Here is a 25,053-nt window from a genome sequence, read left to right on the forward strand (position 1 = left end):
GTTTTACGTGGCTTCTTGCAGATCATCGGAGAATCCGTGGCACCATCTATCCCGTAGAGGTGTTCTCCCCGGATCGGTATAGCAGGACTCTCCTTGTGAATTCCCCACCCGAGACCCCGCCAGCGGCGGACGAGCAGACGGCGAAGGCCCCCGTGCCCGACGCCGAGCTGCTCACCCGGCACATCGCCGGGGATCCGCACGCCTTCAGTGAAATAGTCAAGCGACATCGAGACCGCATGTGGGCGGTCGCCCTGCGCACGCTGGGCGATCCCGACGAGGCGGCCGACGCCGTTCAGGACGCCTTCGTCTCGGCCTACCGCAAGGCCGGGAGCTTCCGCGGCGAGGCCGCGGTGACCACGTGGCTGCATCGCATCGTGGTCAACGCCTGCCTCGACCGCATGCGCAGGAAATCGGTGCGCCCGGTGGCCGACGACGAGCTCGTCGAGGCCGCGGAGCGCGAGACCCCGGTGCTCGACCAGACGGCCGAGCGCGAGGTGTCCATGGAGGTGTCGGCGGCCCTGAAGCTGCTGCCCTCCGACCAGCGCGCCGCGCTGGTCCTGGTGGACATGATGGGCTACTCGGTCGAGGACGCGGCCCAGGTACTGGAGGTGCCGAGCGGCACGGTGAAGAGCCGGTGCGCTCGCGGAAGGGCGAAACTCGCCCCGATTCTTTCCCATTTGCGGAACCGATCAGACCTGTCTCGCGTCTCATCCGCGAAGGGAGCAGAACTTCGTGACGGGTGATACGCACTACGACCTGGAGATCTTGGCCGAACTGGCCGAGGGGCTCCTCGACGCCGCCACGGCCATGCGGGTACGCGAGCATCTCGCGATCTGCGATCCCTGTGGTGAGAGCCTCGCCGACCTCGCGGCAGTTCGCGAGGTGCTGGCGGCGACTCCGACACCGGCGATGCCGATGGGAGTCGCGCTGAGGATCGACCGCGCGCTGGCCGCCGAGGCAGACAGCTTCCGTGGAGGTGGAGTGGGCCTGGTGGAAGCACCGGCCTGGGACGACATAATGCGCGACGCGCCGTGGGAGACGTCCTCTCCCGCAGAACCGGCGCCATGGGAGACGACCCCGCGGAGGGCTCCGATCCCGGAGCGGGAGCCAGAGCTTGAGCCGGTGCGGCTGGGGGTCGTCGGCGACGACGGCACCGTGGTCCCGGTGGTTCCGGCCAGGCGCCGCGGCGCGAACCGACGACGGCGGTGGGCGATGCCCGCCGCGGCGGCGGGCGTGGCCGCGGCGGTGATCGGCGCGACGGTGCTGGCGACCGGGACGCTGACGGCGTCCGGTCCCGACCGCGGGCCGTCGATCGCTCAGCCCCCGCCGGTGGACACGATCCAGTACACGCTGACCGACAGCAACTACAACTACACCGACGCCGAGCTCCGCGGCTCGCTGCTCGACTACATCGGTCCCGGGACCATCACCAACACCATCGAGAACTCGGGGCTCGACAAGTGTGTCCGCCAGGTCTCGTCGGAGGTCGGCCTGTCGCCCTTCGCCGTGGACCAGGGGTTCTACAACGGCCAGGAGGCCAACATCCTGCTGTTCTGGCAGGACCAGGCCAAGAACACGGTGCGCGTCCACGTGGTGGGCCCGCAGTGTGACGACGTGCGCAAGCCGGGCCTCGCACGCTGGAAGTGACCGGGAGCGCCCCGGGTGACCTTGACGGGCCACCCGGGGCGTCCTCGGCGAAGCCCCCGGGATGACCGGTGAAGGTGTCCCGGGGTGATCCGTGGCGGGTAATCCGCTGCAAAAAGCCTCATCGCCGCCGTGGGTGCCCGGCATGGATTCGTCCGTGCCGGGCTTTCCGGTTCCACCGGGGGTCCGTCACCGCGCCGGGCGGGAATCACCGGCGCCTAGGATCTGTTGACGCCGGTGGCATCGACAAAGGGAGAGGCGCGAGCACTGATGGACGTCCGGAATGTGATCATCATCGGGTCGGGTCCCGCAGGTTACACGGCGGCCGTGTACTCCGCGCGTGCCGAGCTGAAGCCGCTGGTCTTCGAGGGGTCGGTCACCGCCGGTGGCGCCCTGATGAACACCACCGAGGTCGAGAACTTCCCCGGCTTCCCCGGCGGCATCATGGGCCCGGACCTGATGGACGGGATGCGCAAGCAGGCCGAGCGGTTCGGTGCCGAGCTGGTCGCCGACGACGTGGTCGAGGTCGACCTGGCCGCCACCCCGAAGGTCGTCAAGACCGCCACCGACACCTACTACGCCACGTCCGTCATCCTGTCGATGGGTTCGGGCTACCGCGAGCTGGGCGTGCCCAACGAGAAGCGCCTGTCGGGCCACGGGGTCTCGTGGTGCGCCACCTGTGACGGGTTCTTCTTCCGCGGCCAGGACATCGTGGTCGTCGGCGGCGGTGACACCGCGATGGAGGAGGCGACCTTCCTGACCCGGTTCGCCGCCTCGGTGACGGTGGTGCACCGCCGTGGCGAGCTGCGCGCGAGCAAGATCATGCAGGATCGGGCGTTCGCGAACGAGAAGATCCGCTTCCTGTGGGACAGCGAGGTCGTCGACGTGCTGGGCGAGACCAAGGTGAGCGGGGTGCGGGTGCGCAACCTCAAGACCGGCGCCGAGGCGGAGCTCGCGGCCACCGGCCTGTTCATCGCGATCGGGCACGACCCGCGCACCGAGCTGGTCAAGGGCCAGATCGACCTGGACGACGAGGGCTACATCAAGGTCGACGCGCCCTCCACGCGCACGAACCTGGAGGGCGTCTTCGCCGCGGGCGACGTCGTCGACCACACCTACCGGCAGGCGATCACCGCCGCCGGCACCGGTTGCGCCGCCTCGCTCGACTCCGAGCGCTGGCTGGCCGAGCACCACGGCGCGTGACAACGGGGTGTGACGGGGTGCCTCGCGGGGGCGCGGGACGGCACCGCGCGCACCGGTCACCCATCGGCAACGCCATCAGGAACAGCCCCCGGACAAGAGGGCAAGAGGGAAAGCAGGAATCTTGGGCACCATCAAGCACGTGACCGACGCCAGCTTCGAGGCGGACGTCCTCAAGAGCGACAAGCCCGTGATCGTCGACTTCTGGGCCGAGTGGTGCGGCCCGTGCCGCCAGGTCGCGCCCATCCTGGAGGAGATCGCCGACGAGAACGCCAAGAGCATCACCGTCGTCAAGCTGAATGTCGACGAGAATCCGGCAACGGCGACAAACTACGGCGTACTCCAGATTCCTACCCTGAACGTCTATAAGAACGGAGAGGTTGTGAAGCAGATCATCGGCGCCAAGCCGAAGGCCATGCTGCTTCGCGAGCTCGAGGGCATCATCTAGGCCCCCTGCGGCCGGCCGCCCCCCACGGCGTCCGCCCGTATCACCCGCTTCCGAGCGGCACACCCACCCACTGAAAGCCCCCCGTCTCACCGCGGGGGGCTTTCAACATGTTCGAGGTCTTCTCGGACGTGCCCGTGGAGGCTTGAAAGGCCGCAGCCGATGATCGCCGCCCCGAGCCGGGCCGGTCGCGCACCGTGCGGGCGCGCCCGCGAGGCCCTCGCGAGGGGGCCAACGGATCTCGTCGGCCCCAGGGGGTGTCGTACGGGCTCCAGAGGGCCTCAGACGGGTCGCAGCGCCCTCTCGGGACTCATCGACCCGAGCAGCCTCTCCAGTGCCACCTCGACGTCCTCACGCCACGAGACGGCGTTCTTGAGCTCCAGGCGGAGGCGGGGGAAGCGCAGGTGCGGGCGGACCGTCTTGAAGCCCACGGAGAGCAGGTAGTCGGCGGGCATCAGGCACGCGCCCGGCTGCTCCCACTTCAGGTCGCCGAACGCCTCGATCGCCCGCACGCCGCGCCGGGTCAGGTCCTTGGCCACGCCCTGGACCAGCATCCGGCCCAGGCCGCCCCCGGAGAACTCCGGGATGATGTGCGCGGTCATCAGCAGCACCGCGTCGGCGCTGACCGGGGAGGTCGGGAAGGCCACCGAGCGGGGCACGTAGTGCGGCGGCGCGTACAGCACAAAGCCGGCCGCCACCCCGTCCACATAGACGATCTTGCCGCAGCTTCCCCACTCCAGCAGGGTGGAGGAGATCCAGGCCTCCTTCTCCAGCCCCGGGTCCCCGGCCTTCACGGCCCGGTCCGCGTTGAGGGGATCGAGCTCCCAGAAGACGCACCGGCGGCAGCGGCGCGGCAGGTCGTCGAGATTGTCGAGGGTGACGTTTGCCAGCCGACGCGACACCTGTTGGCCCCAATCCTGGCGAGACGAGTGCAAGCCATGGCGAAAAACGCGCGAAAACGGCGTCTCCAGCTGGCATCGTAGCCCAGTAAGGGTCTTGGTTTCAGGAGGTCCCGTTCCCACACGCAGGCGACCGCAGCCCCTGACGTAACCTGGTTTCTCTAGTATGAGCGCCTGGCGCTCCACACAATCTAGGAGGTGGACCGTGCCCCAGCACAACGATCACGGTCAGGCCATCGCCCCCACCCAGGGGTCGCGCATCGACGCCTATGTCGATCGTTACGCGGCACGGGCAACCGGGATGGTCGCCTCCGAGGTCCGAGCTCTCTTCTCCGTCGCGTCGAGGCCCGAGGTGGTCTCGCTCGCCGGCGGCATGCCGTACGTCACCGCGCTGCCCCTGGACGTGGTGGGGGAGCTGGTCGCCGACCTGGTCGCCAGGCGCGGCCCGGTCGCGCTCCAGTACGGCTCGGGGCAGGGCGACCCGCACCTGCGCGAGCAGATCTGCGACGTCATGCGGATGGAGGGCATCGAGGCCAACCCCGACGACGTCGTCGTGACCGTCGGCTCCCAGCAGGCCCTCGACCTGATCACCCGCATCTTCATCGACCCCGGTGACGTCGTGCTCGCCGAGGGGCCCTCCTACGTCGGGGCCCTCGGCACGTTCTCCGCCTACCAGGCCAGGGTCATCCACGTCGCGATGGACAACGAGGGGATCATCCCCGAGTCGCTGGCCCAGACCATCTACGCCCTCAAGAGCGCGGGCAACCGGATCAAGTTCCTCTACACGATCCCCACCTTCCAGAACCCCGCCGGGGTGACGCTCAGCGTCGCGCGCAGGCGGCAGGTCCTGGAGATCTGCCAGCGGGCCGACGTGCTGATCGTCGAGGACAACCCGTACGGCATGCTCGGCTTCGACGGCGAGCCCATGCGGACGCTGCGCGCCGACAACGCCGACGGGATCGTCTACCTCGGCTCGTTCTCCAAGACCCTGGCCCCCGGCTTCCGGGTCGGCTGGGCCCTCGCCCCGCACGCCATCCGCGAGAAGCTGGTGCTGGCGATGGAGTCCGCGGTGCTGTCGCACTCCTCCTTCACGCAGCTGGCCGTCGGCCAGTATCTCGCCACCCAGCCCTGGCGCGAGCAGATCAAGACGTTCGGCGAGCTCTACCGCGAGCGCCGCGACACCATGCTCGCCTCGCTGGAGGCCCTGATGCCCGACGGCGTCACCTGGACCCGCCCCGGTGGCGGGTTCTTCGTCTGGGCCACCCTCCCCGAGGGGCTCGACTCCAAGGCGCTCCTGCCGCGCGCGGTCGCGGAGCGGGTGGCCTTCGTGCCGGGCACCGGTTTCTTCGCCGACGGGGGCGGCGCGCGGCACATGCGGCTCTCCTACTGCTACCCCGAGCCCGACCGCATCCGCGAGGGCGTCCGCCGCCTGGCCGGGGTGATCGGGCAGGAGCTCCGCGTCCGCGACACCTTCGGGACCGGCTCGCCCTCCGAGCGCGCCGGGATCGACACTCCGGGCCCCGACCTCGCGTAACCTCGCCGTCCGGGGGCGTTCCGCGTCGCGGGACGCCTCCGGGATGAGCTCCTCCCCGCCGGTACCGTACGGTGACTTCCTGCGCCGGTGCGCGATGATCGATCCGGTTCGCCGGGACAGCCGGGCCGCGTGTGACGAGAGCGACAGGACAGGCTCCGGAGCGGGCCTTGACGAGAGGTATGTCGGATGAGTGACCTGGGCCATGTGCTCGTCCTGGCGGGCGGGCTCTCCTACGAGCGGGAGGTCTCGCTTCGTTCGGGCCGGCGGGTGAGCGAGGTGCTGCGAGGCGTGGGCATCTCCGTGGAGACCCGCGACACCGACGCGTCACTGGTTCCCGCCGTGCTCGCGGACCCGCCGGACGCGGTCTTCGTCACCCTGCACGGCGGGGCGGGCGAGGACGGCGCCATCCGCTCGGTCCTGGAACTCCTCTCCGTCCCGTACGTCGGCGCCGACCCCGACGCCTGCCGGGTCGCCTACGACAAGCCCACCGCCAAGACCGTCGTCCGCTCCTTCGGGCTGCGCACCCCCGAGTCGGTGACGCTGCCCAAGGAGACCTTCCACGACCTGGGCGCCGCCGCGGTGCTGGCCCGCATCGTGGAGCGCCTCGGCCTTCCCCTGTTCGTCAAGCCGTCCCGCGGCGGCTCGGCGCTCGGCGCGTCGATCGTCCGCAGCGCCGAGGAGTTCCCCGCCGCCATGGTCGGCTGCTTCGCCTACGGCGACACCGCGCTGATCGAGCGCTGCGTCGAGGGGGTCGAGGTCGCCGTCTCCGTGGTCGACCTCGGGAGCGGGCCGGTGGCCCTGCCCCCGGTGGAGATCGTCGCCAACGAGGGCGTGTACGACTACGCGGCCCGCTACACCGCCGGGCACACCGAGTTCTTCGCCCCGGCGCGCCTGTCGCCCGAGGCGTCGGCGGCCTGCGCCACGATGGCCGTGACCGCGCACACCGCCCTCGGCCTCAGGGACGTCTCCCGCACCGACCTGATCGTCGACGCGGACGGCCTGCCCCACTTCCTCGAGGTGAACGTCGCCCCCGGCATGACGGAGACGTCCCTCCTCCCCATGGCCGCGGAGGCCGCGGGGGACGACCTCGGCACCCTCTGCCGCGTCCTCCTGGAGCAGGCCGCCGCCCGCGGCGCCTGACACCTCGCCCGGCTCCCCCGCGTTCCCCACGCTCTCGCGCCCGGTGGCCCGGTGGCGACCCGGTGGCCCGGTGGCAGCCCGGTGGCGGCCCGGTGGCCCGGTGGCAGCCCGGTTGGTGAGCCCGCCACCGGGCCGCCGGGCGAGCCAGGCCGGTGGGCGGCCCGGTGCCGTCCCCGCAGCCCGACGGCAGCCCGACGGCAGCCCGGCGACGGGCCGGTCGGCGGCGGTCCGGTCGGCACGGGCGGCGGTCATTCCCGGTGGCGAACCGAACCGGCGGGCACAATGACGGCCCGAACCCGGGAAGCGGGGTGAGCCTGGTCGGTGGGCGGGCCGGGCCTCCCCCTACGCTGGCCGTGTGCTGACCTCGACCCCATTCCCCAAGAGCTTCGCCAGCGACAACCACGCGGGCGTGCACCCTGCGGTTCTCACCGCCATCCTCGAAGCGAACACCGGAGACGCCCCCGCCTACGGCGGAGACGGCTGGACCACCGCGGCGGAGGACGCCTTCCGCGCCGAGTTCGGCGCAAGTGCCACCGCCTACCCGATGTTCAACGGCACCGGCGCCAACGTGGTGGGCCTCGGCCTCGTGCTGCGGGCGTACGACGCGGTGCTCTGCCCGGCCACCGCCCACATCAGCACCAGCGAGTGCGGTGCCGCGGAGCGCGTGCTGGGCGCCAAGCTGATCCCCCTCCCCACGGAGGACGGCAAGATCTCCGTGGACGACGTCCGCGGCCAGCTGTCCGCGCTGGGGGACGAGCACCACTCACAACCCAGGGTCGTCTCCATCTCCCAGGTGACCGAGTGCGGCACCTGCTATACCGCCGACGAGATCGCCGAGCTCGCGGAGTTCGCGCACGCGCACGGCCTCTTCCTGCACATGGACGGCGCCCGGCTGGCCAACGCGGCGGCCGAGCTCGGCTGCTCGCTCCGCTCCCTCACCACGGACGCGGGCGTGGACCTGCTCAGCTTCGGGGGCACCAAGAACGGCGCCATGGGCGCCGAGGCGCTCGTGATCCTCCGCCCGGAGCTGGCCTCCCCGGCACTGTTCCTGCGCAAGCAGGGGATGCAGCTCGCCTCCAAGATGCGCTTCGTCTCCGCCCAGCTGACCGCCCTGCTCACCGACGGCCTCTGGCGTGAGAACGCCGCCCACGCCAACGCCATGGCCCACCGCCTGGCCGACGGCATCGCGGACCTCCCTGGCGTCTCCCTGCGCTACCCCGTACAGTCCAACGCCGTCTTCCCCGCCCTCCCCGAGAAGGCCGTCGCGGAACTGCAGCAGCGCTATCTCTTCCACGTCTGGGACGCGGCCGAGAACGTGGTCCGCTGGGTGACCGCCTTCGACACCACCCCCGAGCACGTCGATGCCTTCATCTCCGACATCCGCCTCGTCGTCCAGGAGACCGCCGGCTCCTGAACGGCATCCGTTTCACGTGAAACAGTGCCCCCTCGGGGACGACGACTGTTTCACGTGAAACACCGCCTGCCATCCCCGAGCCGTCCTTCTTTCACCCCCATCCAGCTTCTTTCGCCACCTCCCGCCGCACGCCGAGCCCCCGGCGTTCCATGGGTAAGGACCTCACCCCCCTCCTGCCTGCTCCCGCCCCGGCGTTCCACCAAGGTCCGATCCATGGGTCTCACCGGTTCATGTTTCACGTGAAACGACACCGCTTCCGCGATGGTGACAGTGAGGCCGTCCGGCGAGCTGGCCATGGAAGGCGGCCGGCCCCGACCCGGGCGCACTCCTCCATCTTCGCCTGTGCCGGTCACCCCGAAGCGGAACGTACGGCTCTGAAACCGCGCATACGCACGCGTGAGACGCCCCAAAGGGCCGAGGGAGCCGCCGTTCATCGCAACCCTGTACGGCGACCACAGGACGGTGAACGGGAAGCGGGAGGCGCCAGGTCTCGGAAGGCGAGAGGTGAGGGAAGGCCCGCGAATGTGCGGAACAGTCAAGGCGGGTGCACAGGAAGGAGGGGAGCCGAAAGGGCGAAGTGAAGCCGGAGTGTTACGGAGTACCGGCTGAGGTGGCCTGGAGGGCGAGAGAGCGGGGGGCCGAGGAGCCCACGGCCGAGAAAAGAGGAACGCACCGCCGGGGAGAAGAGGAACGCACGGGCGGGGAGAAGAGGAACGCACCGGCGGGGAGAAGGGGAACGCACGGGCGGGGAGAAGAGGAACGCACGGGCGGGGAGAAGAGGAACGCACGGGCGGGGAGAACGCGAACGGCCTCCTTGTTTCACGTGAAACAAGGAGGCCGTTCAGCGTCGAGGAACCGTCCGGGAAGGCCGGCCGCCGGGGGTCATCCCGGAAGGCAGCCATCCCGGAAGGGCCCCCGGGGGAGATCCACCGGCCCGGTGAGATCGCCACGAGCTCGCCTGCCCGAGACTCCCGAACCCCCGGAAGCCTCGGAAGCCCCAGGGCCGCTGAAGCCTCCTGAGCCGGTGTGGATCATCCTTCCATCGCCTGGAGCGATCCCGGAGCCATCGTGCCGATGATGCGCTCCAGATCGTCGATGGTCGCGAACTCCACCACGATGCGCCCCTTGCGGCGGCCGAAGTCGACCTTCACCCGGGTCTCGAAGCGGTCGGAGAGACGGTCGGCCAGCTGCCGGAGGGCTGGCTCCTCGTCGGGCTTCACCCGGGGGGTGCGCGGGGCCAGGGCCGGGGCGGCCTTGGCGTCGCCCACCGCGACGATCTCCTCGACCGCGCGGACCGAGAGCAGTTCGGCCGAGATCCGGTTGGCGAGATGCTCCTGGGCGACGGGGTCGTCCAGGCGCAGCAGGGCCTTGGCGTGGCCCGCGCTGATCGTTCCGGCGGCGACCTTGCGCTGCACCCCGGGCGGCAGCTTCAGCAGGCGCACCGTGTTGGTCACGTGCGAGCGGGAACGTCCGATCCGGGCGGCGAGCTGCTCGTGGGTCGCGCCGAAGTCGCTGAGCAGCTGCTGGTAGGCAGCCGCCTCCTCCAGGGCGTTGAGCTGCTCGCGCTGGAGGTTCTCGATGAGCGCGTCGAGGAGGAGCTTGTCCTCCTGCGTCTCCCGCACGATCGCGGGGATCTCGGAGAGCCCGGCGAGCTTGGAGGCGCGCAGGCGGCGCTCACCCATGATCAGCTCGTAGCGTCCCTCGCCCGTGGCGCGCACCACGATCGGCTGGAGCAGGCCGACCTCGCCGATCGAGACGGCCAGATCCTTCAGGGCATCGTCGTCGAAGATGTCGCGGGGCTGGCGCGGGTTGGGCGCGATGTCCTCGACGGGGATCTCGAGGAAGTAGGCGCCCGCGACCGGCGCGGGGCCGGGCTGCTCGGGCACCACGGGCTCGGGGGCGACCATGGTCACGGTCATCGACGCGGGCGGCTCCGCGACGACGGCCGGGCCCGTGGGGATGAGCGCCCCCAGCCCCCTGCCCAGCCCTCTCGGCTGCTTACTCACTGCCCCTCCCGAGACTCAAGGTGTCGCCCGTGGCCGCCGGCCACGGGGTTCCCGGTGCTCATACGGCCGCGCCGCGATAGGCGATCTCGCGGGCGGCGTCCATGTAGGCCATCGCGCCGCTGGAGCCCGGGTCGTACGTCATGACCGACTGACCGTAACTCGGCGCCTCGGAGACGCGCACGCTCCGGGGGATCAGCGTGCTCAGCACCGTCGCGCCGAAGTGGGAGCGGACCTCGTCCGCCACCTGGGAGGCGAGGCGGGTGCGCCCGTCGTACATCGTCATGAGGATGGTGGAGAGATCGAGCGTGGGGTTCAGGTGGGCCCGGACCAGATCCACGTTCCTCAGCAGCTGGCCGAGCCCCTCCAGCGCGTAGTACTCGCACTGGATGGGGATCAGCAGCTCGTTCGCGGCCATCAGCGCGTTGACCGTCAGCAGGCCGAGCGAGGGAGGGCAGTCGATGAGGATGTAGTCGAACTTGACGGCGTCGTACGCGGTCAGCGCGCGCTGCAGGCGGGCCTCGCGGGCGACCATGGAGACCAGTTCGATCTCGGCACCGGCCAGGTCGATCGTGGCGGGAGCGCAGTAGAGGCCCGGCATGTCCGGGACCTCCTTCACGACCTCCGCGAGCGGCAGGTCCTCCACGAGCACCTTGTACATGTCCGGTACGTCACCGCGGTGCTCGACGGCGAGGGCCGTCGAGGCGTTGCCCTGGGGGTCCAGGTCGACCACGAGCACCCGCTGGCCGTGCATGGACAGCGCCGCCGCCAGGTTGACCGACGTGGTGGTCTTGCCGACGCCGCCCTTCTGGTTGGCGACGGTGAAGATCCGGGTCTTGGCGGGCCGGGGCCAGTCACCGTCCCGGACCCCGGCGGAGCCTCCGGGGGCGGCGGCGGTCTTCTGGGCCGATGTTTCACGTGAAACCACTGAGCTGAGTGCCTCTCGTACCAGCGGCGAGTCGCCGGGATTAAGGGGGGTCTGGGTCACGGTCGTCTTCCTTTCAACCGGCCTGACTACGGCACCGGGTGCCGATGCCGGCCAGCCCAGACCGGAAAGGCGTCCATGGGGCAGAGCGGCGGGAACCTCGGGCCAGCCGAGACCGCTCCTCGCGCTGGCGATCGCACTCGAACGGTCGTTCACTGGCCTCGTACTCGCTTTGCTCGGTTTACCTGATGGCCTCGCGCTTACCTGCCTCGCGAGGCGCGATCCTTCCGGCGAGAGGCCTTCCGCGCTCCTTCGGGAGCCCGACCGGCGACCACCCGGATGAGAGTTGCGGGCGGCTCGACCTTACCGTGCCCGACCGATGCGAGCTCGGCGGTTTGCACCCCACTCGCCCGTAATTGCGGTTCGGCGTCCGCCAACTCCTCCGCGGCGCGCTCGCCCTTCATGGCCAGCAGCTCGCCTCCCTCCCGCAGGAGGGGGAGCGACCATTTCAGCAGGCGGTCGAGCGGCGCCACCGCGCGGGCGGAGGCGACGTCGAACTCCCGCCTGCCCGCGAACTCCTCGGCCCGGCCGCGCAGCACCTCGACGTTGTCGAGTTTCAACGACTCCACGCACTCCTCCAGGAAGACCGTCCGGCGAAGGAGCGGCTCCAGGAGGGTGACGGTGATGTCGGGCCGTACGATCGCCAGGACCAGGCCGGGCAGGCCGGCACCGGAGCCGATGTCGACCAGGCGCACGTCGGCGGGCACGGCCTCGGCGATCACCGCGCAGTTGAGCAGGTGCCGGTCCCAGATGCGCGGCACCTCCCGAGGGCCGAGCAGCCCGCGCACCACCCCGGGGCCGGCCAGCAGCTCCGCGAAGGCCTCCGCTCTGGCCCAGGCGTCGCCGGTGAACACCTCGCGCGCGACCTCGGGCGGCTCGGGGATCTGGTCACTCACTCGATGCTCACTCTTCCCTCGGGAATATCGCGGTCAGGCCGATCTCAAGGCTAACGGCCCGCCTCCGCGCCGTCGTACAGCACGGGGTGGCGACACCCGGGACACGGCCCTCCGGAGGACGGCCGGAGGGGCGACATCAGCGCGCCGGAACACGCCCCTCCGCGCGCGGCCCCGCGCAGGACGGCCAGGAGGCGCCATCAACGCGCGGGACACACCACTTCGCGTACGGCGCCGTGCGGGACGGCCAGGATGGCGACACCACCTCAGGACAAGCCTCTCCGCGTACGGCACCGCGAAGGACGACCAGGACGGCGACACAACCGCGCAGCGCGTCCGGCCGGAATGGCGACACCACCGCGGAGTGCGGGGCATGAAAAAAGCCGCCGTCCCCGGGAACCGGGGACGGCGGCCACTGTCGGCCCGTGCTGTCGCTGGAGGGCCTTCTAAACGGGAAGGACCACCACGAAACGGCGGGGCTCCTCGCCCTCGGACTCGCTCCGCAGGCCCGCCGCGGCGACGGCGTCGTGCACGATCTTCCGCTCGAACGGCGTCATCGGCTGCAGCGACTTGGGCTCGCCGTCCCGCTTGACGTCCGCCGCGATCTTGGTGCCGAGCTCGCTCAGCTCGCTCCGGCGGCGGTCGCGGTAGCCGCCGATGTCGAGCATCAGGCGCGACCGCTCGCCCGTCTGGCGGTGGACCGCCAGACGGGTCAGCTCCTGGATCGCCTCCAGCACCTCGCCGTTGGGGCCGACCAGGTCGCCGCCCTTGATATCGACGACCGACACCACGGCGCGATCACCCTCGACATCCATGTCGATGTCACCGTCGATGTCGGCGATGTCGAGCAGACCCTCGACGTAGTCCGCCGCGATCTCGCCTTCCTGCTCCAGGGCGGCGAGATCGGGAGCCGTCTTCGCGGGCTCCTTCTCGGCCTCGGCCTCGGTCACGTCCGGCCACTCCTTCGTGCTGTCGGTATGAGACGTCAGGACTTCTTGCTACCGGTCCGCTTGCTGCGGGGCTGGCGGGTGGGCTGCTGCCGGACCACCTTGACCTCCGGCTCGGGCGGCGCCTCGGGCGCGGGAGCGGTCTTCTTGACCTTGCTCAGCAGGCCCGGCTTGGGCTCGGGAGTCGTGATGTTGCCCTTGGCGTCGACCACCGGGGTGGGGTTGCGGCTGTAGAACCAGTGCTGCTGGCCGAGGGTCCAGAGGTTCGTGGTGACCCAGTAGAGGATCAGGCCGAGGGGGAAGTTCAGCGAGAAGATGGCGAACAGCGGCGAGACGTACATCAGGATCTTCTGCTGCTGCGCCATCGGGTTGTCCGGCATCTGGGCGATCGAGCGGGTCACGCTCTGCCGGACGGTGAGGAAGGTCGTCAGCGAGCTGACCGCCACGAAGATGGCGAGCACGATCTTGGTGACGATCGGGTCGGCGTCCAGCTTGAGGATGTCGGCCGAGCTCGTGAAGAACGTCGCGGGGATCGGGGCGCCGAAGATGTGCGCGGCCCGGGCGCTGTCGACGAGCTCCTGCGTCATGCCGAACTTGGCCTGGCCCGCGGCCATGGCCTGCAGCACGGTGAACATCGAGATGAAGATCGGGAACTGCGCCAGGATCGGGAGGCAGCCACCCAGCGGGTTGGCCCCCTGTCCCTGGTACAGCGCCATGACCTCCTGGTTCATGCGCTGCTTGTCGTTCTTGTAGCGCTTGCGGATCTCCTGGACCTTGGGCGCCAGCTCCTGCATCTTCTTCGACGAGCGCATCTGCTTGAGGAAGAGCGGGAAGATCAACAGTCGCATCAGCACGGTGAGCGTGATGATGGTCAGCGCCCAGTTGAGCCCGTTGTCCTTCGGGATGAAGGTGCTGTAGCCCTGGTGAATCCAGGTGATTACTTGGGCGACGGCTGTGTACAGCCAGTTCAGCCAGGACAGCTCCACCGAGCTAGCTCCCTTGCGTTTCGTCGGACCGGCCCGGGCGCGGGGGCACCGGGTCAAAGCCTCCGGGATGGAATGGGTGGCAACGCCCGATTCTCCGGATCGTCAACCATGTACCGCGCAGCGCGCCGTGAACGGCCACGGCTTCGAGGCCGTAGGCACTGCACGAGGGGTGGAAACGGCAACGGGGACCCAGCAGAGGGCTCACGAAGGCCCGGTAGAACCGGATCGGAGCCATCAGGATCCTGGCAGCCGGAGAAATTCCAGCGGTCTGCTGCGCCGTCATCATCGCCCATCCATGCGAGCCCCGGGGGGCTCCAGCCGCCTGAGTAAACGATCCAGCGCGACGTCGAGTTCGGCGGCGATGCGCTCGCTTCGCGCGGACGCGGCCGGTGGATTGGCGCGTACCACCAGCAGGCTACCTCTCGGAAGCCGGTCGAGACGGTCTCGCATGAGGTGTCTCAACTGACGTTTGACCCGATTTCTGATGACCGCGCCTCCGACGGCACGGCTCACCACGAATCCGACCAGGGGGGGAGCGTCCCTGTCAGCGCGCATGCCGAAATGCGCGACCAGGGTGGGACGGCCTGCTCGGCTTCCCCTTCTGACCGCGCCGGCGAACTCGTCGCCCCGGCGCATGCGGGACCCGGACGGCAGCACGAGAGATCTTGGTGACCCTGGGCAGGTACGCCTGTCGCCCGCCGACAGCGATGCCGGCGGGCGACGGGCGTTACTGCCTCGGCCCGGCGAACCGGGCGCAACGGATGCGTCAGGCGGAGATCTCGGCGCGGCCCTTGCGACGGCGAGCGGCAAGGATGGCGCGGCCGGCGCGGGTGCGCATGCGGAGCCGGAAGCCGTGGGTCTTCGCACGACGGCGGTTGTTCGGCTGGAAAGTACGCTTGCTCACGAGTGGGCTCCAGGCTCAAGACGCATCCCCAGCACATGGGGACGCTCGACAATGGCTGGCCTGCCGGACGCGGGGCATGCGAAATAGCCGCCGCATGGCAAGCCGACCTTCGTACGCTACGGGGCGGGCATGTCCCAGGTCAAACCGGGGAGCGTTCCGGAGCGCGTCCACCCAGGTTATCCACGTTTCCACAGGCACGTTATCCACCGGCGCCTCGCCGTCCACAGGATGTGCGCTCCGTCCCCCTCGTACGCCACTAGGCTGTGGACAACGTCTTGTACACAGCTGTGGACAGGGCTACTGTCGGCCCTTCCAGACCCTCTCTCCGCTGCGAGGACGCGTCGGACCGCAGGTAACGGGCTGTGCACAGCCTGTGGATTCGATGTGGATTTCGTACGGCGCCCACGACGGGGCCACGAGACTCCCGGCATGTGGACAACGACGAGATCCGGTGCGCCCGGCGGCCACCATTGTGGATAAACAGATCGCGGTAGGCCAGCGGGGCCGCGTCGGGAGGAGGGGAGCCGGACCATGGACGGAACGGACCTCAGCGCGGTCTGGGCGAGGGCCCTGGAGAACTCGCTGAACGAGAACGTCCCGTCCCAGCAGCGGGTCTGGCTCAACATGACCCGGCCCTTCGGCCTGATGAACGACACCGTGGTGCTCGCCGCACCCACGGATTTCGCCAGGGATGTCCTGGAGAACAAGCTTCGTCCGCTCATCAGCCAGGCGCTCTCCCAGGAGTTCGGCCGCCCGATGCGGGTGGCGGTCATGGTCGACCCCAGCGCGGCGGGCCCGGACAACGGGCTCACCCCCCGCCAGGACGCTTATCCCCAGGCGCAGCCGCCGGGTTATGCACAGGGTGGCGGGGCCCAGCAGGGTTATGCACAGCCCGCGCAGGGCCAGCACCACGGGGGTTCCGGGCTCCAGCACCCCTATCCCGGGGGCAACCAGGCCGCGCAGCCGTCCACCGACTATCCACAGGCCCAGCCGTTCTCCTACCCGTACCAGCAGGGCGAGGAGTCCCCCCAGCCGTACCTCCCGGCGGAGCCGTCGCAGGCCCCCTCGCAGGGGGAGCAGAACCCCGGATATGGCCGCGGCTACACCCCGCAGCCGTCGCCGCCGCGCTCCGAGCCCGACTCCTTCGAGCGCGGCGCGCCCCCGGTGCCCGCCGCGGGCGGCGCCGGCGGCGTGCAGAACAGGTGGGACGGCCGCGGGAGCCGCACGCCGGGGGAGCCGGCCCGGCTGAACCCGAAGTACACCTTCGACACCTTCGTGATCGGCTCCAGCAACCGGTTCGCCCACGCGGCGGCGGTCGCGGTGGCCGAGGCGCCGGCCAAGGCGTACAACCCGCTGTTCATCTACGGTGACTCGGGCCTGGGCAAGACCCACCTGCTGCACGCGATCGGCCACTACGCCCAGAGCCTGTACGACGGCGCGCGGGTGAGATACGTGAGCTCGGAGGAGTTCACCAACGACTTCATCAACTCCATCCGCGACCACAAGGCCGACAACTTCCGGGGCCGCTACCGGGCCGTGGACATCCTGCTGGTGGACGACATCCAGTTCCTGGAGGGCAAGGAGCAGACGCAGGAGGAGTTCTTCCACACCTTCAACACGCTGCACAACTCCAACAAGCAGATCGTCATCTCCAGCGACCGGGCGCCGAAACAGCTGGTCACGCTGGAGGACCGGCTCCGCAACCGGTTCGAGTGGGGTCTGATCACCGACGTCCAGCCGCCCGAGCTGGAGACCCGGATCGCGATCCTGCGCAAGAAGGCGATCCAGGAGGGCCTGGCCGCGCCGCCCGAGGTGCTCGAATACATCGCGAGCCGCATCTCGACCAACATCCGCGAGCTGGAGGGCGCCCTGATCAGGGTGACCGCGTTCGCGAGCCTGAACCGGCAGTCGGTGGACCTGCAGCTCACCGAGGTCGTGCTCAAGGACCTGATCACCGAGGACGCCGGTTCGGAGATCACCGTCGCCACGATCATGGCCTCCACCGCCGCCTACTTCGGTCTGTCGATCGACGACCTGTGCGGCGGGTCGCGCTCGCGGGTCCTGGTGACCGCCCGCCAGATCGCCATGTATCTGTGCAGGGAGCTGACCGACATGTCGCTGCCGAAGATCGGCCAGCAGTTCGGCGGCCGCGACCACACCACGGTCATGCACGCCGACCGCAAGATCCGCTCCCTGATGGCCGAGCGACGCTCGATCTACAACCAGGTCAACGAACTGACGACCCGGATCAAGCAGCAGTCCCGCAATGGATGATGAGGTTTCTCACCCCGTGATGCACAGGCTGTGGAAAACCTTGTGGATCAACGGTTCGCAGGGGCTCGGGAGGCTCCAATGCCTCAAACCATGACCAAATGGAAACCCGCTGGTCCGAACGCCGTTCTGGGCATGTGGACAACTCTGGGGAGAACTTGGGGACAACCTGGGGACAACTCGTGGATAACCTGGGGACGCCCTGTGGGGAGAGTTTTCCACAAGGACAAAACGACCTCCTACCCCGTGGATAACCTGGGGAAACCTCGTGGAAAACTTGGGGACAGAGGGCACCGAATCTGGGGACGGCCTGTGTGTACTCCGAGGTTCTCCCCAGGCCCAAGAGTTGTCCACAGTCTCCGCCCACAGCCCCGGTGGATGAAAAAACAGCACTTGACCTGCGGAAACAATGGCTTTCCACAGTATCCACAGCCCCTAATACGAAGGCCACTTGTATCTCTAACTAGGAAACCCAAGAGCCATAAGAGGGGTTCCGAGGGAGCGCAGGTGCGCGAGAGTGAACACTTGAACCCCAGGCACCGAGCGGATGGCGCTCGACACACAGGAGGCAGATCCACGTGATGTTCCGGGTCGACCGAGACGTGCTCGCTGAGGCGGTCGCATGGACGGCGCGCAGCCTGCCCGCGCGTCCCTCCGTGCCGGTGCTGGCCGGCATGCGTCTTGAGGTCACGGAGAACGGGCAGCTCAAGCTCTCGGGCTTCGACTACGAGGTCTCCGCCGAGGTGACCCTCGAACTGCAGACGGGCGAGGCGGGCGTGGTGCTCGTCTCCGGCAGGCTTCTGGCCGAGATCACCAGGGCGCTCCCCGCGCAGCCTGTGGATTTCGTGGTGGAGGGCGCCAAGGCGGTCGTCACCTGCGGCAGCGCCCGGTTCACACTTCTCACCATGCCTGTGGAGGACTACCCCTCCCTGCCGACCATGCCCCCCGCCGCCGGCAAGATCGGCAGCGACGTGTTCGCCTCGGCCGTCGGCCAGGTCGCCGTGGCCGCGGGCAAGGACGACACCCTGCCGATGCTCACCGGCGTCCGCGTGGAGATCGAGGGCGACACGGTCACGCTCGCGGCGACCGACCGCTACCGCCTGGCCGTACGGGAGCTGAAGTGGCAGCCGGGCCAGCCCGACTTCTCGGCGATCGCGATGATCCCGGGCCGGACCCTCGCCGACACGGCCAAGGCCCTGGGCGGCACCGGCGCCGAGGTCGAGATCGCGATGAGCTCGGTCGGCGGCACCGGCGAGGGCATGATCGGCTTCTCCAGCGCCGGTCGCCGCACCACCACCCGGCTGCTCGACCCCGAGTTCCCCAAGTACCGCTCGCTGCTGCCGACGGAGTTCTCCGCCCGCGCGGAGCTGCCGACGGCCGCCTTCGTCGAGGCCGTCAAGCGCGTGGCCCTGGTCGCCGAGCGCAACACCCCCGTGCGGCTGGCCTTCCGCGGCGACGAGGTCGTCCTGGAGGCGGGCAGCGGCGACGAGGCGCAGGCGGTCGAGGTGCTCCCCGTCGACTTCGAGGGCGACGACATCAACATCGCCTTCAACCACCAGTTCCTGCTGGAGGGCCTCGGCGCCATCGACTCCGACGTGGCCCGCCTGCAGATGACCACGTCCACCAAGCCCGCCATCCTCACCGGGGGCAAGCCCGCGGACGACGGCGGCGTCCCCGACTACCGCTACCTGATCATGCCCATCCGCCTGTCCAGCTGATGACGGCCCCGCTGCGGCCCGGCGCGGTGGCTCCCGCGACGGGCCGTGAAAGTGGCCGGGCACCGGAAACGGCCGTCCACAGGACCGCCGAGACGCACCACGAGGCGCGCGGCGGGGCCGGAGGGGGAGCGACGTGGCTCAAGGCGTGCCTGAACGGCGCCAGGAGGCCCGGCGAGCACCCCGCCCTCCCCCTGACCCCCCTGGAGCTCGCTGAGGCGGCCCGTGGGGCGCGTGGGGCGGGTGCGGACGCCGTTCACATGCATCCGCGCGACGAGGCTGGCAGCGAGTCGCTCAGCGCCGCGCACATCGGGGCGGCCGTGCGCGCCGTGCGCGAGGCCTGCCCCGGCCTCCCCGTGGGGGTGAGCACAGGGCTGTGGATAACCGGCCGGGACGAGGGCGCGCGGCGCGAGGCCGTCCGCGGCTGGGCCGCGCTCTCCCCCGGCGAGCGGCCGGACTTCGCGTCGGTGAACCTCTCCGAGCCCGGCTTCGAGACCCTGTGGCATGATCTGCGACGGCTCGGCGTGCAGGTGGAGGCCGGGGTCTGGTCGGTGGAGGACGCCGACGCGCTCGCCGCGACCGGCCTTGAGTGCGTGCGGGTGCTCGTCGAGATCATCGGCGGTCCGCCGGACACCGCGCTCCCCCGGGCGCGCGCCGTCCTGGACCGCCTCGCCGAGCTCGGCGTCCCCGGTCCGAGGCTGCTCCACGGAGAGGGGGACCCCACGTGGATTCTCCTGGACGAGGCCGGGCAGTCTGGACTCGCCACGCGCATCGGCCTGGAGGACGTCCTCCACAGCCCTGTGGGTGACCCTGTCGGCGGGAACGCCGAGCTGGTAAGGCTTGCGCGGGCACGCCTGGCGTAGGTGAATGATGAAACCCTGAAGGGGGTGCTCGTATGCAGATCGGCATGGTCGGGCTGGGCAAGATGGGCGGCAACATGGCCGAGCGCCTGCGCCGCGGAGGTCACGAGGTCGTCGGGTACGACCGCGACCCCGCGGTCAGCGACGTCCCAGGCCTGGAGGAGCTCGTGGAGCGGCTCCAGGCGCCGCGCACCGTGTGGGTCATGGTGCCCTCCGGCGACCCGACCCGGGCGACGGTCGAGGCGCTCGGCGACCTGCTCTCGCCCGGCGACATCCTCGTCGACGGCGGCAACTCGCACTACGTCGACGACCGGAAGCACGGCGCCACGCTCGCCGCCAAGGGCGTCGGCTTCGTCGACTGCGGCGTGAGCGGCGGCGTCTGGGGGCTGCAGAACGGCTACGCGCTCATGGTCGGCGGCGACAAGGCCGACGTCGAGCGGGTCATGCCGATCTTCGAGACCCTCAAGCCCGAGGGCGAGGACGGCTTCGTGCACGCCGGCACGGCCGGCGCCGGCCACTTCGCCAAGATGGTCCACAACGGCATCGAGTACGGCATGATGCAGGCCTTCGCCGAGGGCTGGGAGCTGCTGGAAGCCTCCGACATCGTGACCGACGTGGCGGGCTCCTTCAAGAGCTGGCGCCAGGGCACGGTCATCCGCTCCTGGCTGCTCGACCTGATGGTCCGCGCGCTCGACGAGGACCCGTCCCTGGCGGAGCTGGAGGGCTACGCCCAGGACTCGGGCGAGGGCCGCTGGGCGGTGCAGGCCGCCGTCGAGCACGCGGTCCCGCTGCCGGTCATCACCGCCGCCCTGTACGCCAGGTTCGCCTCCCGCCAGGACGACTCGCCGGCGATGAAGGTCGTCGCGGCCCTGCGCAACCAGTTCGGCGGCCACGCGGTCACCTCCAGGGCGGGCTCGGCGGAGAAGGGCGCCGACTCCCCCGGCGCCGACGTCACGCCCCCCGCCGAGGCGGCCGGCTGACCGCTCGTCCACACCCGGCCCGCGCCCTGTGGAGAAGGCGGGGCGCGAGCCGTACGGACGCGGGGGCCCTCAGGGTGGGGCTCACGCCCGGCTCGCGCCTCCCGCGCGAGTCCGCGCGAGCCGTACGGACGCGGGGGCCCCGGTGACGGGCGGGGCCGACTAATCTTCCTGGGGTGCATGTCGCCCATCTCTCCCTGACCGACTTCCGGTCCTACGAAACCGTCGACCTCGGCATGGAGCCGGGGGTCACGGCCTTCGTCGGGCCCAACGGCATGGGAAAGACCAACCTGGTCGAGGCGCTGGGTTACGTGGCGACGCAGGCCAGCCACCGGGTCGCCAACGACGGGCCGCTGGTCCGGCAGGGCGCGGCGCGGGCGATCGTCCGCTCGTCGGTGGTGCGCGACGACCGGCGCGCGCTGATCGAGCTGGAGATCAACCCGGGCCGGGCCAACCGGGCCAGGCTGAACCGCTCGCCCGTCTCCCGTCCCCGCGAGATCGTCGGCATGCTGCGCACGGTCCTGTTCGCCCCCGAGGACCTCGCCATGGTCAAGGGCGACCCCTCCGAGCGGCGCCGTTTCCTCGACGACCTCCTGGTGGCCAGGACGCCCAGGTTCGCAGGGGTGCGCGCCGACTACGACCGGGTGCTCAAGCAGCGCGGCGCCCTGCTGCGCACCGCCGCGCAGGCCCGGCGGGGCTCGGGCCGGAGCCGGAGCGCGCGGCGGGCCGAGAGCGACGCGGCGTTCGCCGAGGCGGGGGCGGGAGACCCGCTGAGCACCCTGGAGGTCTGGGACGCCCACCTGGCCACGCACGGCGCCGAGCTGCTCGCGGCCAGGCTGGAGCTGGTCGAGACGCTGCGCCCGCTGGTCGCCGCCTCGTACGCCTCCCTCGCGCCCGACTCCGCCGCCGCCGGGCTGGAGTACCGCGGCACCCTGCCCCCGGACGCCGGGACCGGCCGGGCCGAGCTGGCGGAGCGGCTGCGGGCCTGCCTGCTGGAGGTCCGGTCCGCCGAGCTCGAACGCGGCGTGACCCTCGTCGGCCCGCACCGCGACGACCTGTTCCTCGGCCTGGGCGAGCTGCCGGCGCGCGGCTACGCCAGCCACGGCGAGTCGTGGTCGTTCGCGCTGGCGCTCAGGCTCGCCGCCTACGACCTGCTCAGGGCCGACGGCGGCGACCCGGTCCTGATCCTGGACGACGTCTTCGCCGAGCTGGACAACAGGCGCAGGCGCCGCCTGGCCGAGATGGTCGCCCCCGCCGAGCAGGTGCTGATCACCGCCGCGGTCCCCGACGACGTGCCGGGAGAGCTGGCCGGGAGCCGCTTCGACGTGACCGAGGGGGGCGTGGCCCGTGTCCGATGACGCCGGAGGGGGCGCGGGGGGCCCGGGGCCGGGCCAGGCCGGCGCGGCACCCGCGCCGGGCGGTGCGGGCGGTACGCCTGTGGACGACGGGGCAGCGGCCGGTTCCGCGAGGAGCGCGGCCGCCAAGGGGGCCGCGATGGCCAGGGAGAAGCTGGCCCAGGCCAAGTCGGACGCCGCCAGACGGGGGCAGCTGCCCCGCCGCGAGCCGCGGCGCAGGGCGTCGGGGCCGCGCAGGGACTCCGGCGACCCCCAGCTCTTCGGCAGGGCCATCGCCGACCTGCTGTCCGACCGGGGCTGGGAGCAGCCCGCCGCGATCGGCGGGGTTTTCGGTCGCTGGCCCGAGATCGTCGGCCCGGTCATGGCGGCCCACACCAAGCCGGAGACCTTCGCCGACGGCGAGGTCGTGGTGATCGCCGACTCCACCGCCTGGGCCACCCAGGTGCGCATGATGGCGAGGACGCTCATCAGGAGGTTGAACGAGGAACTCGGGGACGGAACGGTGCAAAAGGTAAAAGTTCGCGGGCCGCAGAACGGCCCCCGCTCCAGCGGCGGCCTGCGCGTCACCGGAAGCCGCGGCCCGGGCGACACGTACGGCTGATCCGGGGCTCGAAAACGGATCAGCGGCCCCTCTGGCGCGGTGAACCCCGTCCCCGTAGGGGGATGTCCAAGGCGATGATCGTCGCGCGACAGGCCATTCCAGAGGCCGTCAATGCCACATGATGTGCTCTGAGCCGCTAGAATGAAATCGAATTCCGGACACGTCCGTTTGCGTGTCACCCCCGGCGCGCATGCCGGCTCCCCTGGGTGAACGCATCGGGGCATTCACGACGGTGACGGGCACGGCGGGGCTACATGTTGTCTCCCTGCCGCGTGTCCGCGGCAGGAGGATTTCGCACTTGTCCTACGACGCTAGCTCAATCACCGTTCTCGAAGGGCTCGAGGCGGTCCGTAAGCGCCCAGGCATGTACATCGGCTCCACCGGCGAGCGCGGTCTGCACCACCTCGTCTACGAGGTCGTGGACAACTCCGTCGACGAGGCGCTGGCGGGGCACGCCGACCGGATCGAGGTCACCCTGCTCGCCGACAACGGCGTGCGGGTCGTCGACAACGGCCGTGGCATCCCGGTCGGCATCGTCCCCGGCGAGAACCGTCCCGCGGTCGAGGTCGTCCTGACCGTGCTGCACGCGGGAGGCAAGTTCGACGACAAGTCGTACGCCGTCTCCGGCGGACTGCACGGCGTGGGCGTCTCCGTCGTCAACGCGCTGTCCAGCAAGCTCGACGTGGAGATCCGCACCGAGGGCCACCACTGGCGGCAGAGTTACGTCGAGAGCAGGCCCACCGCCCAGCTGGCCAAGGGCGAGAAGACCGACGAGACCGGCACCTCGATCACCTTCTGGGCCGACGAGACCATCTTCGAGACCACGACCTGGCACTTCGAGACCCTCGCGCGCCGCTTCCAGGAGATGGCCTTCCTCAACAAGGGCCTGACGATCTCCATCAGGGACGAGCGCCCCGAGTTCGCCGAGGGCGAGGAGGGCGAGCCCAGGGAGGCCACGTACCACTACGAGGGCGGCCTGTCCGACTTCGTCAAGCACCTCAACTCCAAGAAGGAGCCGGCCCACCTCTCGGTGATCGACTTCGAGGAGCAGGGCGAGGGCATCGCCGTCGAGATCGCGATGCAGTGGAACAACTCCTACAGCGAGTCCGTCTACACCTTCGCCAACACGATCAACACGGCCGAGGGCGGCACCCACGAGGAGGGCTTCCGCGCGGCGCTGACGTCCATCGTCAACCGCTACGCGCGCGAGCAGAAGTTCCTCAAGGAGGGCAAGGACGACAACCTCGCCGGAGAGGACATCCGCGAGGGTCTCACCGCGATCATCTCGGTGAAGCTGACCGACCCGCAGTTCGAGGGCCAGACCAAGACCAAGCTGGGCAACACCGAGGCGAAGTCGTTCGTGCAGAAGGCGTGCAACGACCACCTGCGCGACTGGTTCGAGCGCAACCCCGGCGAGGCCAAGGACATCATCACGAAGTCCCTGCAGGCCTCCCGCGCCCGCCTCGCGGCCCGCCAGGCCCGCGACCTGACCCGGCGCAAGTCGCTGCTGGAGTCGGGCTCCGGGCTGCCGGGCAAGCTGGCCGACTGCCAGTGGAGCGACCCGGAGAAGTGCGAGCTGTACATCGTCGAGGGCGACTCGGCGGGCGGCTCCGCCAAGGGCGGCCGCGACTCCAAGTTCCAGGCGATCCTCCCGATCCGCGGCAAGATCCTCAACGTCGAGAAGGCCCGGATCGACAAGGTCCTGCAGAACAACGAGGTCCAGGCGCTGATCACCGCCATGGGCACGGGCGTGCACGACGAGTTCGACATCTCCAAGCTCCGCTACCACAAGCTCATCCTGATGGCGGACGCCGACGTCGACGGCCAGCACATCACCACGCTGCTGCTCACCCTGCTGTTCCGCTTCATGCGGCCCCTGATCGAGGCCGGGCACGTCTACCTCTCCCAGCCGCCCCTCTACAAGATCAAGTGGGACCGCAAGGGTGAGGACGCCTCCTACGCCTACTCCGACCGCGAGCGCGACGTGGTCATCCAGGCCGGCATCGACGCGGGCAAGCCCGACCCCCGGCCGCGCGACAACGTGCAGCGCTTCAAGGGTCTGGGCGAGATGAACGCCGGCCAGCTCTGGGACACCACCATGAACCCCGACACCCGCCTTCTCCTCCAGGTCACCCTCGACGACGCGGCCCAGGCCGACGAGCTGTTCAGCGTGCTCATGGGTGAGGACGTCGAAGCCCGCCGCTCCTTCATCATCAGGAACGCCCGGGACGTCCGTTTCCTCGACGTGTAGCGGTAGCCGTACCAGAAAAGGATCTTGAC

General features: G+C 70.2%; 23 protein-coding genes. 14 read left to right on the forward strand and 9 right to left on the reverse strand.

Annotated features, from left to right (window positions below; translation table 11 throughout):
* The first annotated feature begins 95 nt into the window (after positions 1-95).
* The 4 genes from sigM (at position 96) to trxA (ending at position 3,292) form a co-directional block, all read left to right on the forward strand.
* Complete coding sequence (sigM, locus tag ACFYWM_RS05265; protein ID WP_389908834.1) at positions 96-743, forward strand: RNA polymerase sigma factor SigM; 648 nt, start codon at positions 96-98, stop codon at positions 741-743.
* Positions 733-1,647: an anti-sigma factor family protein gene (locus tag ACFYWM_RS05270; RefSeq protein ID WP_389908837.1), complete on the forward strand. Its 915-nt coding sequence runs from the start codon at positions 733-735 to the stop codon at positions 1,645-1,647. The genes sigM and ACFYWM_RS05270 overlap by 11 nt, the downstream gene beginning before the upstream one ends.
* A 264-nt stretch (positions 1,648-1,911) precedes the next feature.
* Positions 1,912-2,847, forward strand: coding sequence for a thioredoxin-disulfide reductase (trxB, locus tag ACFYWM_RS05275; protein ID WP_389909323.1), 936 nt, complete (start codon positions 1,912-1,914; stop codon positions 2,845-2,847).
* A gap of 118 nt (positions 2,848-2,965) precedes the next feature.
* Positions 2,966-3,292, forward strand: coding sequence for a thioredoxin (gene trxA, locus ACFYWM_RS05280; RefSeq protein ID WP_389909326.1), 327 nt, complete (start codon positions 2,966-2,968; stop codon positions 3,290-3,292).
* Between the two features lie 278 nt (positions 3,293-3,570).
* Here trxA and ACFYWM_RS05285 read toward each other — a convergent pair whose 3' ends face one another.
* On the reverse strand, positions 3,571-4,191 hold the full coding sequence (locus ACFYWM_RS05285; protein WP_389908840.1) for a GNAT family N-acetyltransferase: 621 nt from the start codon (positions 4,189-4,191) through the stop codon (positions 3,571-3,573).
* A gap of 298 nt (positions 4,192-4,489) precedes the next feature.
* Here ACFYWM_RS05285 and ACFYWM_RS05290 point away from each other — a divergent pair, with 298 nt between their 5' ends.
* The 3 genes from ACFYWM_RS05290 (at position 4,490) to ACFYWM_RS05300 (ending at position 8,276) form a co-directional block, all read left to right on the forward strand.
* Entirely contained in the window at positions 4,490-5,722 is a 1,233-nt protein-coding gene (locus tag ACFYWM_RS05290; protein WP_389909329.1) for a PLP-dependent aminotransferase family protein, read from the forward strand.
* A 186-nt stretch (positions 5,723-5,908) separates the two neighbouring features.
* The gene (locus tag ACFYWM_RS05295) at positions 5,909-6,862 is read left to right on the forward strand and encodes a D-alanine--D-alanine ligase (RefSeq protein ID WP_389908842.1); all 954 of its coding nucleotides are present in this window, start codon (positions 5,909-5,911) and stop codon (positions 6,860-6,862) included.
* 355 nt (positions 6,863-7,217) lie between these two features.
* Positions 7,218-8,276 carry a threonine aldolase family protein gene (locus tag ACFYWM_RS05300; protein ID WP_389908845.1) on the forward strand — a complete coding sequence of 353 codons (1,059 nt, stop codon included), beginning with the start codon at positions 7,218-7,220 and terminating at the stop codon, positions 8,274-8,276.
* A 1,031-nt stretch (positions 8,277-9,307) separates the two neighbouring features.
* On the opposite strand, the gene ACFYWM_RS05305 is transcribed toward ACFYWM_RS05300, so the two are convergent.
* The 8 genes from ACFYWM_RS05305 to rpmH all read right to left on the reverse strand — a co-directional run bounded on the left by ACFYWM_RS05305 (position 9,308) and on the right by rpmH (position 14,994).
* On the reverse strand, positions 9,308-10,282 hold the full coding sequence (locus tag ACFYWM_RS05305; RefSeq protein WP_389908848.1) for a ParB/RepB/Spo0J family partition protein: 975 nt from the start codon (positions 10,280-10,282) through the stop codon (positions 9,308-9,310).
* Positions 10,283-10,340: 58 nt separating this feature from the next.
* Positions 10,341-11,267, reverse strand: coding sequence for a ParA family protein (locus tag ACFYWM_RS05310; protein WP_389908851.1), 927 nt, complete (start codon positions 11,265-11,267; stop codon positions 10,341-10,343).
* A gap of 197 nt (positions 11,268-11,464) precedes the next feature.
* The gene (rsmG, locus tag ACFYWM_RS05315) at positions 11,465-12,160 is read right to left on the reverse strand and encodes a 16S rRNA (guanine(527)-N(7))-methyltransferase RsmG (protein ID WP_389908854.1); all 696 of its coding nucleotides are present in this window, start codon (positions 12,158-12,160) and stop codon (positions 11,465-11,467) included.
* Positions 12,161-12,603: 443 nt separating this feature from the next.
* Positions 12,604-13,107: a R3H domain-containing nucleic acid-binding protein gene (locus ACFYWM_RS05320; RefSeq protein ID WP_362874737.1), complete on the reverse strand. Its 504-nt coding sequence runs from the start codon at positions 13,105-13,107 to the stop codon at positions 12,604-12,606.
* Positions 13,108-13,142: 35 nt separating this feature from the next.
* Positions 13,143-14,090, reverse strand: a complete 948-nt coding sequence (gene yidC / locus ACFYWM_RS05325; RefSeq protein WP_389908857.1) for a membrane protein insertase YidC — start codon at positions 14,088-14,090, stop codon at positions 13,143-13,145.
* A gap of 4 nt (positions 14,091-14,094) precedes the next feature.
* Positions 14,095-14,373 (reverse strand): membrane protein insertion efficiency factor YidD, encoded by a 279-nt coding sequence (yidD, locus tag ACFYWM_RS05330; RefSeq protein WP_326646938.1) that lies wholly within the window; start codon positions 14,371-14,373, stop codon positions 14,095-14,097.
* Positions 14,373-14,747, reverse strand: coding sequence for a ribonuclease P protein component (gene rnpA / locus ACFYWM_RS05335; RefSeq protein ID WP_389908862.1), 375 nt, complete (start codon positions 14,745-14,747; stop codon positions 14,373-14,375). The genes yidD and rnpA overlap by 1 nt, the downstream gene beginning before the upstream one ends.
* 109 nt (positions 14,748-14,856) lie before the next feature.
* Positions 14,857-14,994 (reverse strand): 50S ribosomal protein L34, encoded by a 138-nt coding sequence (gene rpmH / locus ACFYWM_RS05340; RefSeq protein ID WP_329088117.1) that lies wholly within the window; start codon positions 14,992-14,994, stop codon positions 14,857-14,859.
* 531 nt (positions 14,995-15,525) lie between these two features.
* Here rpmH and dnaA point away from each other — a divergent pair.
* The 7 genes from dnaA to gyrB all read left to right on the forward strand — a co-directional run bounded on the left by dnaA (position 15,526) and on the right by gyrB (position 25,024).
* The gene (gene dnaA / locus ACFYWM_RS05345; protein ID WP_389908866.1) at positions 15,526-17,268 is read left to right on the forward strand and encodes a chromosomal replication initiator protein DnaA; all 1,743 of its coding nucleotides are present in this window, start codon (positions 15,526-15,528) and stop codon (positions 17,266-17,268) included.
* Between the two features lie 575 nt (positions 17,269-17,843).
* Positions 17,844-18,983, forward strand: coding sequence for a DNA polymerase III subunit beta (gene dnaN / locus ACFYWM_RS05350; protein WP_389908869.1), 1,140 nt, complete (start codon positions 17,844-17,846; stop codon positions 18,981-18,983).
* Positions 18,983-19,843 (forward strand): 3-keto-5-aminohexanoate cleavage protein, encoded by an 861-nt coding sequence (locus tag ACFYWM_RS05355; protein ID WP_389908872.1) that lies wholly within the window; start codon positions 18,983-18,985, stop codon positions 19,841-19,843. Before dnaN ends, ACFYWM_RS05355 begins: the two co-directional genes overlap by 1 nt.
* A gap of 32 nt (positions 19,844-19,875) precedes the next feature.
* A complete protein-coding gene (gnd, locus tag ACFYWM_RS05360; protein WP_389908875.1) occupies positions 19,876-20,820 on the forward strand; it encodes a phosphogluconate dehydrogenase (NAD(+)-dependent, decarboxylating) in 945 nt (314 codons plus the stop codon).
* 173 nt (positions 20,821-20,993) lie between these two features.
* Positions 20,994-22,175, forward strand: a complete 1,182-nt coding sequence (recF, locus tag ACFYWM_RS05365) for a DNA replication/repair protein RecF (RefSeq protein WP_389908878.1) — start codon at positions 20,994-20,996, stop codon at positions 22,173-22,175.
* A gap of 79 nt (positions 22,176-22,254) precedes the next feature.
* On the forward strand, positions 22,255-22,773 hold the full coding sequence (locus tag ACFYWM_RS05370) for a DUF721 domain-containing protein (RefSeq protein WP_389908881.1): 519 nt from the start codon (positions 22,255-22,257) through the stop codon (positions 22,771-22,773).
* 298 nt (positions 22,774-23,071) lie between these two features.
* The gene (gyrB, locus tag ACFYWM_RS05375) at positions 23,072-25,024 is read left to right on the forward strand and encodes a DNA topoisomerase (ATP-hydrolyzing) subunit B (protein WP_389908884.1); all 1,953 of its coding nucleotides are present in this window, start codon (positions 23,072-23,074) and stop codon (positions 25,022-25,024) included.
* Positions 25,025-25,053 lie beyond the last annotated feature (29 nt).

Source organism: Streptosporangium sp. NPDC002721, assembly GCF_042888905.1.
Taxonomy (GTDB): Bacteria; Actinomycetota; Actinomycetes; order Streptosporangiales; family Streptosporangiaceae; genus Streptosporangium.

Excerpts from the sequence above, each read along its gene's own strand:
- yidD (WP_326646938.1), bottom strand. The coding sequence starts at position 14,373 with ATGACGGCGCAGCAGACCGCTGGAATTTCTCCGGCTGCCAGGATCCTG.
- dnaA (WP_389908866.1), top strand. The coding sequence starts at position 15,526 with ATGGACGGAACGGACCTCAGCGCGGTCTGGGCGAGGGCCCTGGAGAAC.
- ACFYWM_RS05290 (WP_389909329.1), top strand. The coding sequence starts at position 4,490 with ATGGTCGCCTCCGAGGTCCGAGCTCTCTTCTCCGTCGCGTCGAGGCCC.
- ACFYWM_RS05295 (WP_389908842.1), top strand. The coding sequence starts at position 5,909 with ATGAGTGACCTGGGCCATGTGCTCGTCCTGGCGGGCGGGCTCTCCTAC.
- ACFYWM_RS05355 (WP_389908872.1), top strand. The coding sequence starts at position 18,983 with ATGACGGCCCCGCTGCGGCCCGGCGCGGTGGCTCCCGCGACGGGCCGT.
- gnd (WP_389908875.1), top strand. The coding sequence starts at position 19,876 with ATGCAGATCGGCATGGTCGGGCTGGGCAAGATGGGCGGCAACATGGCC.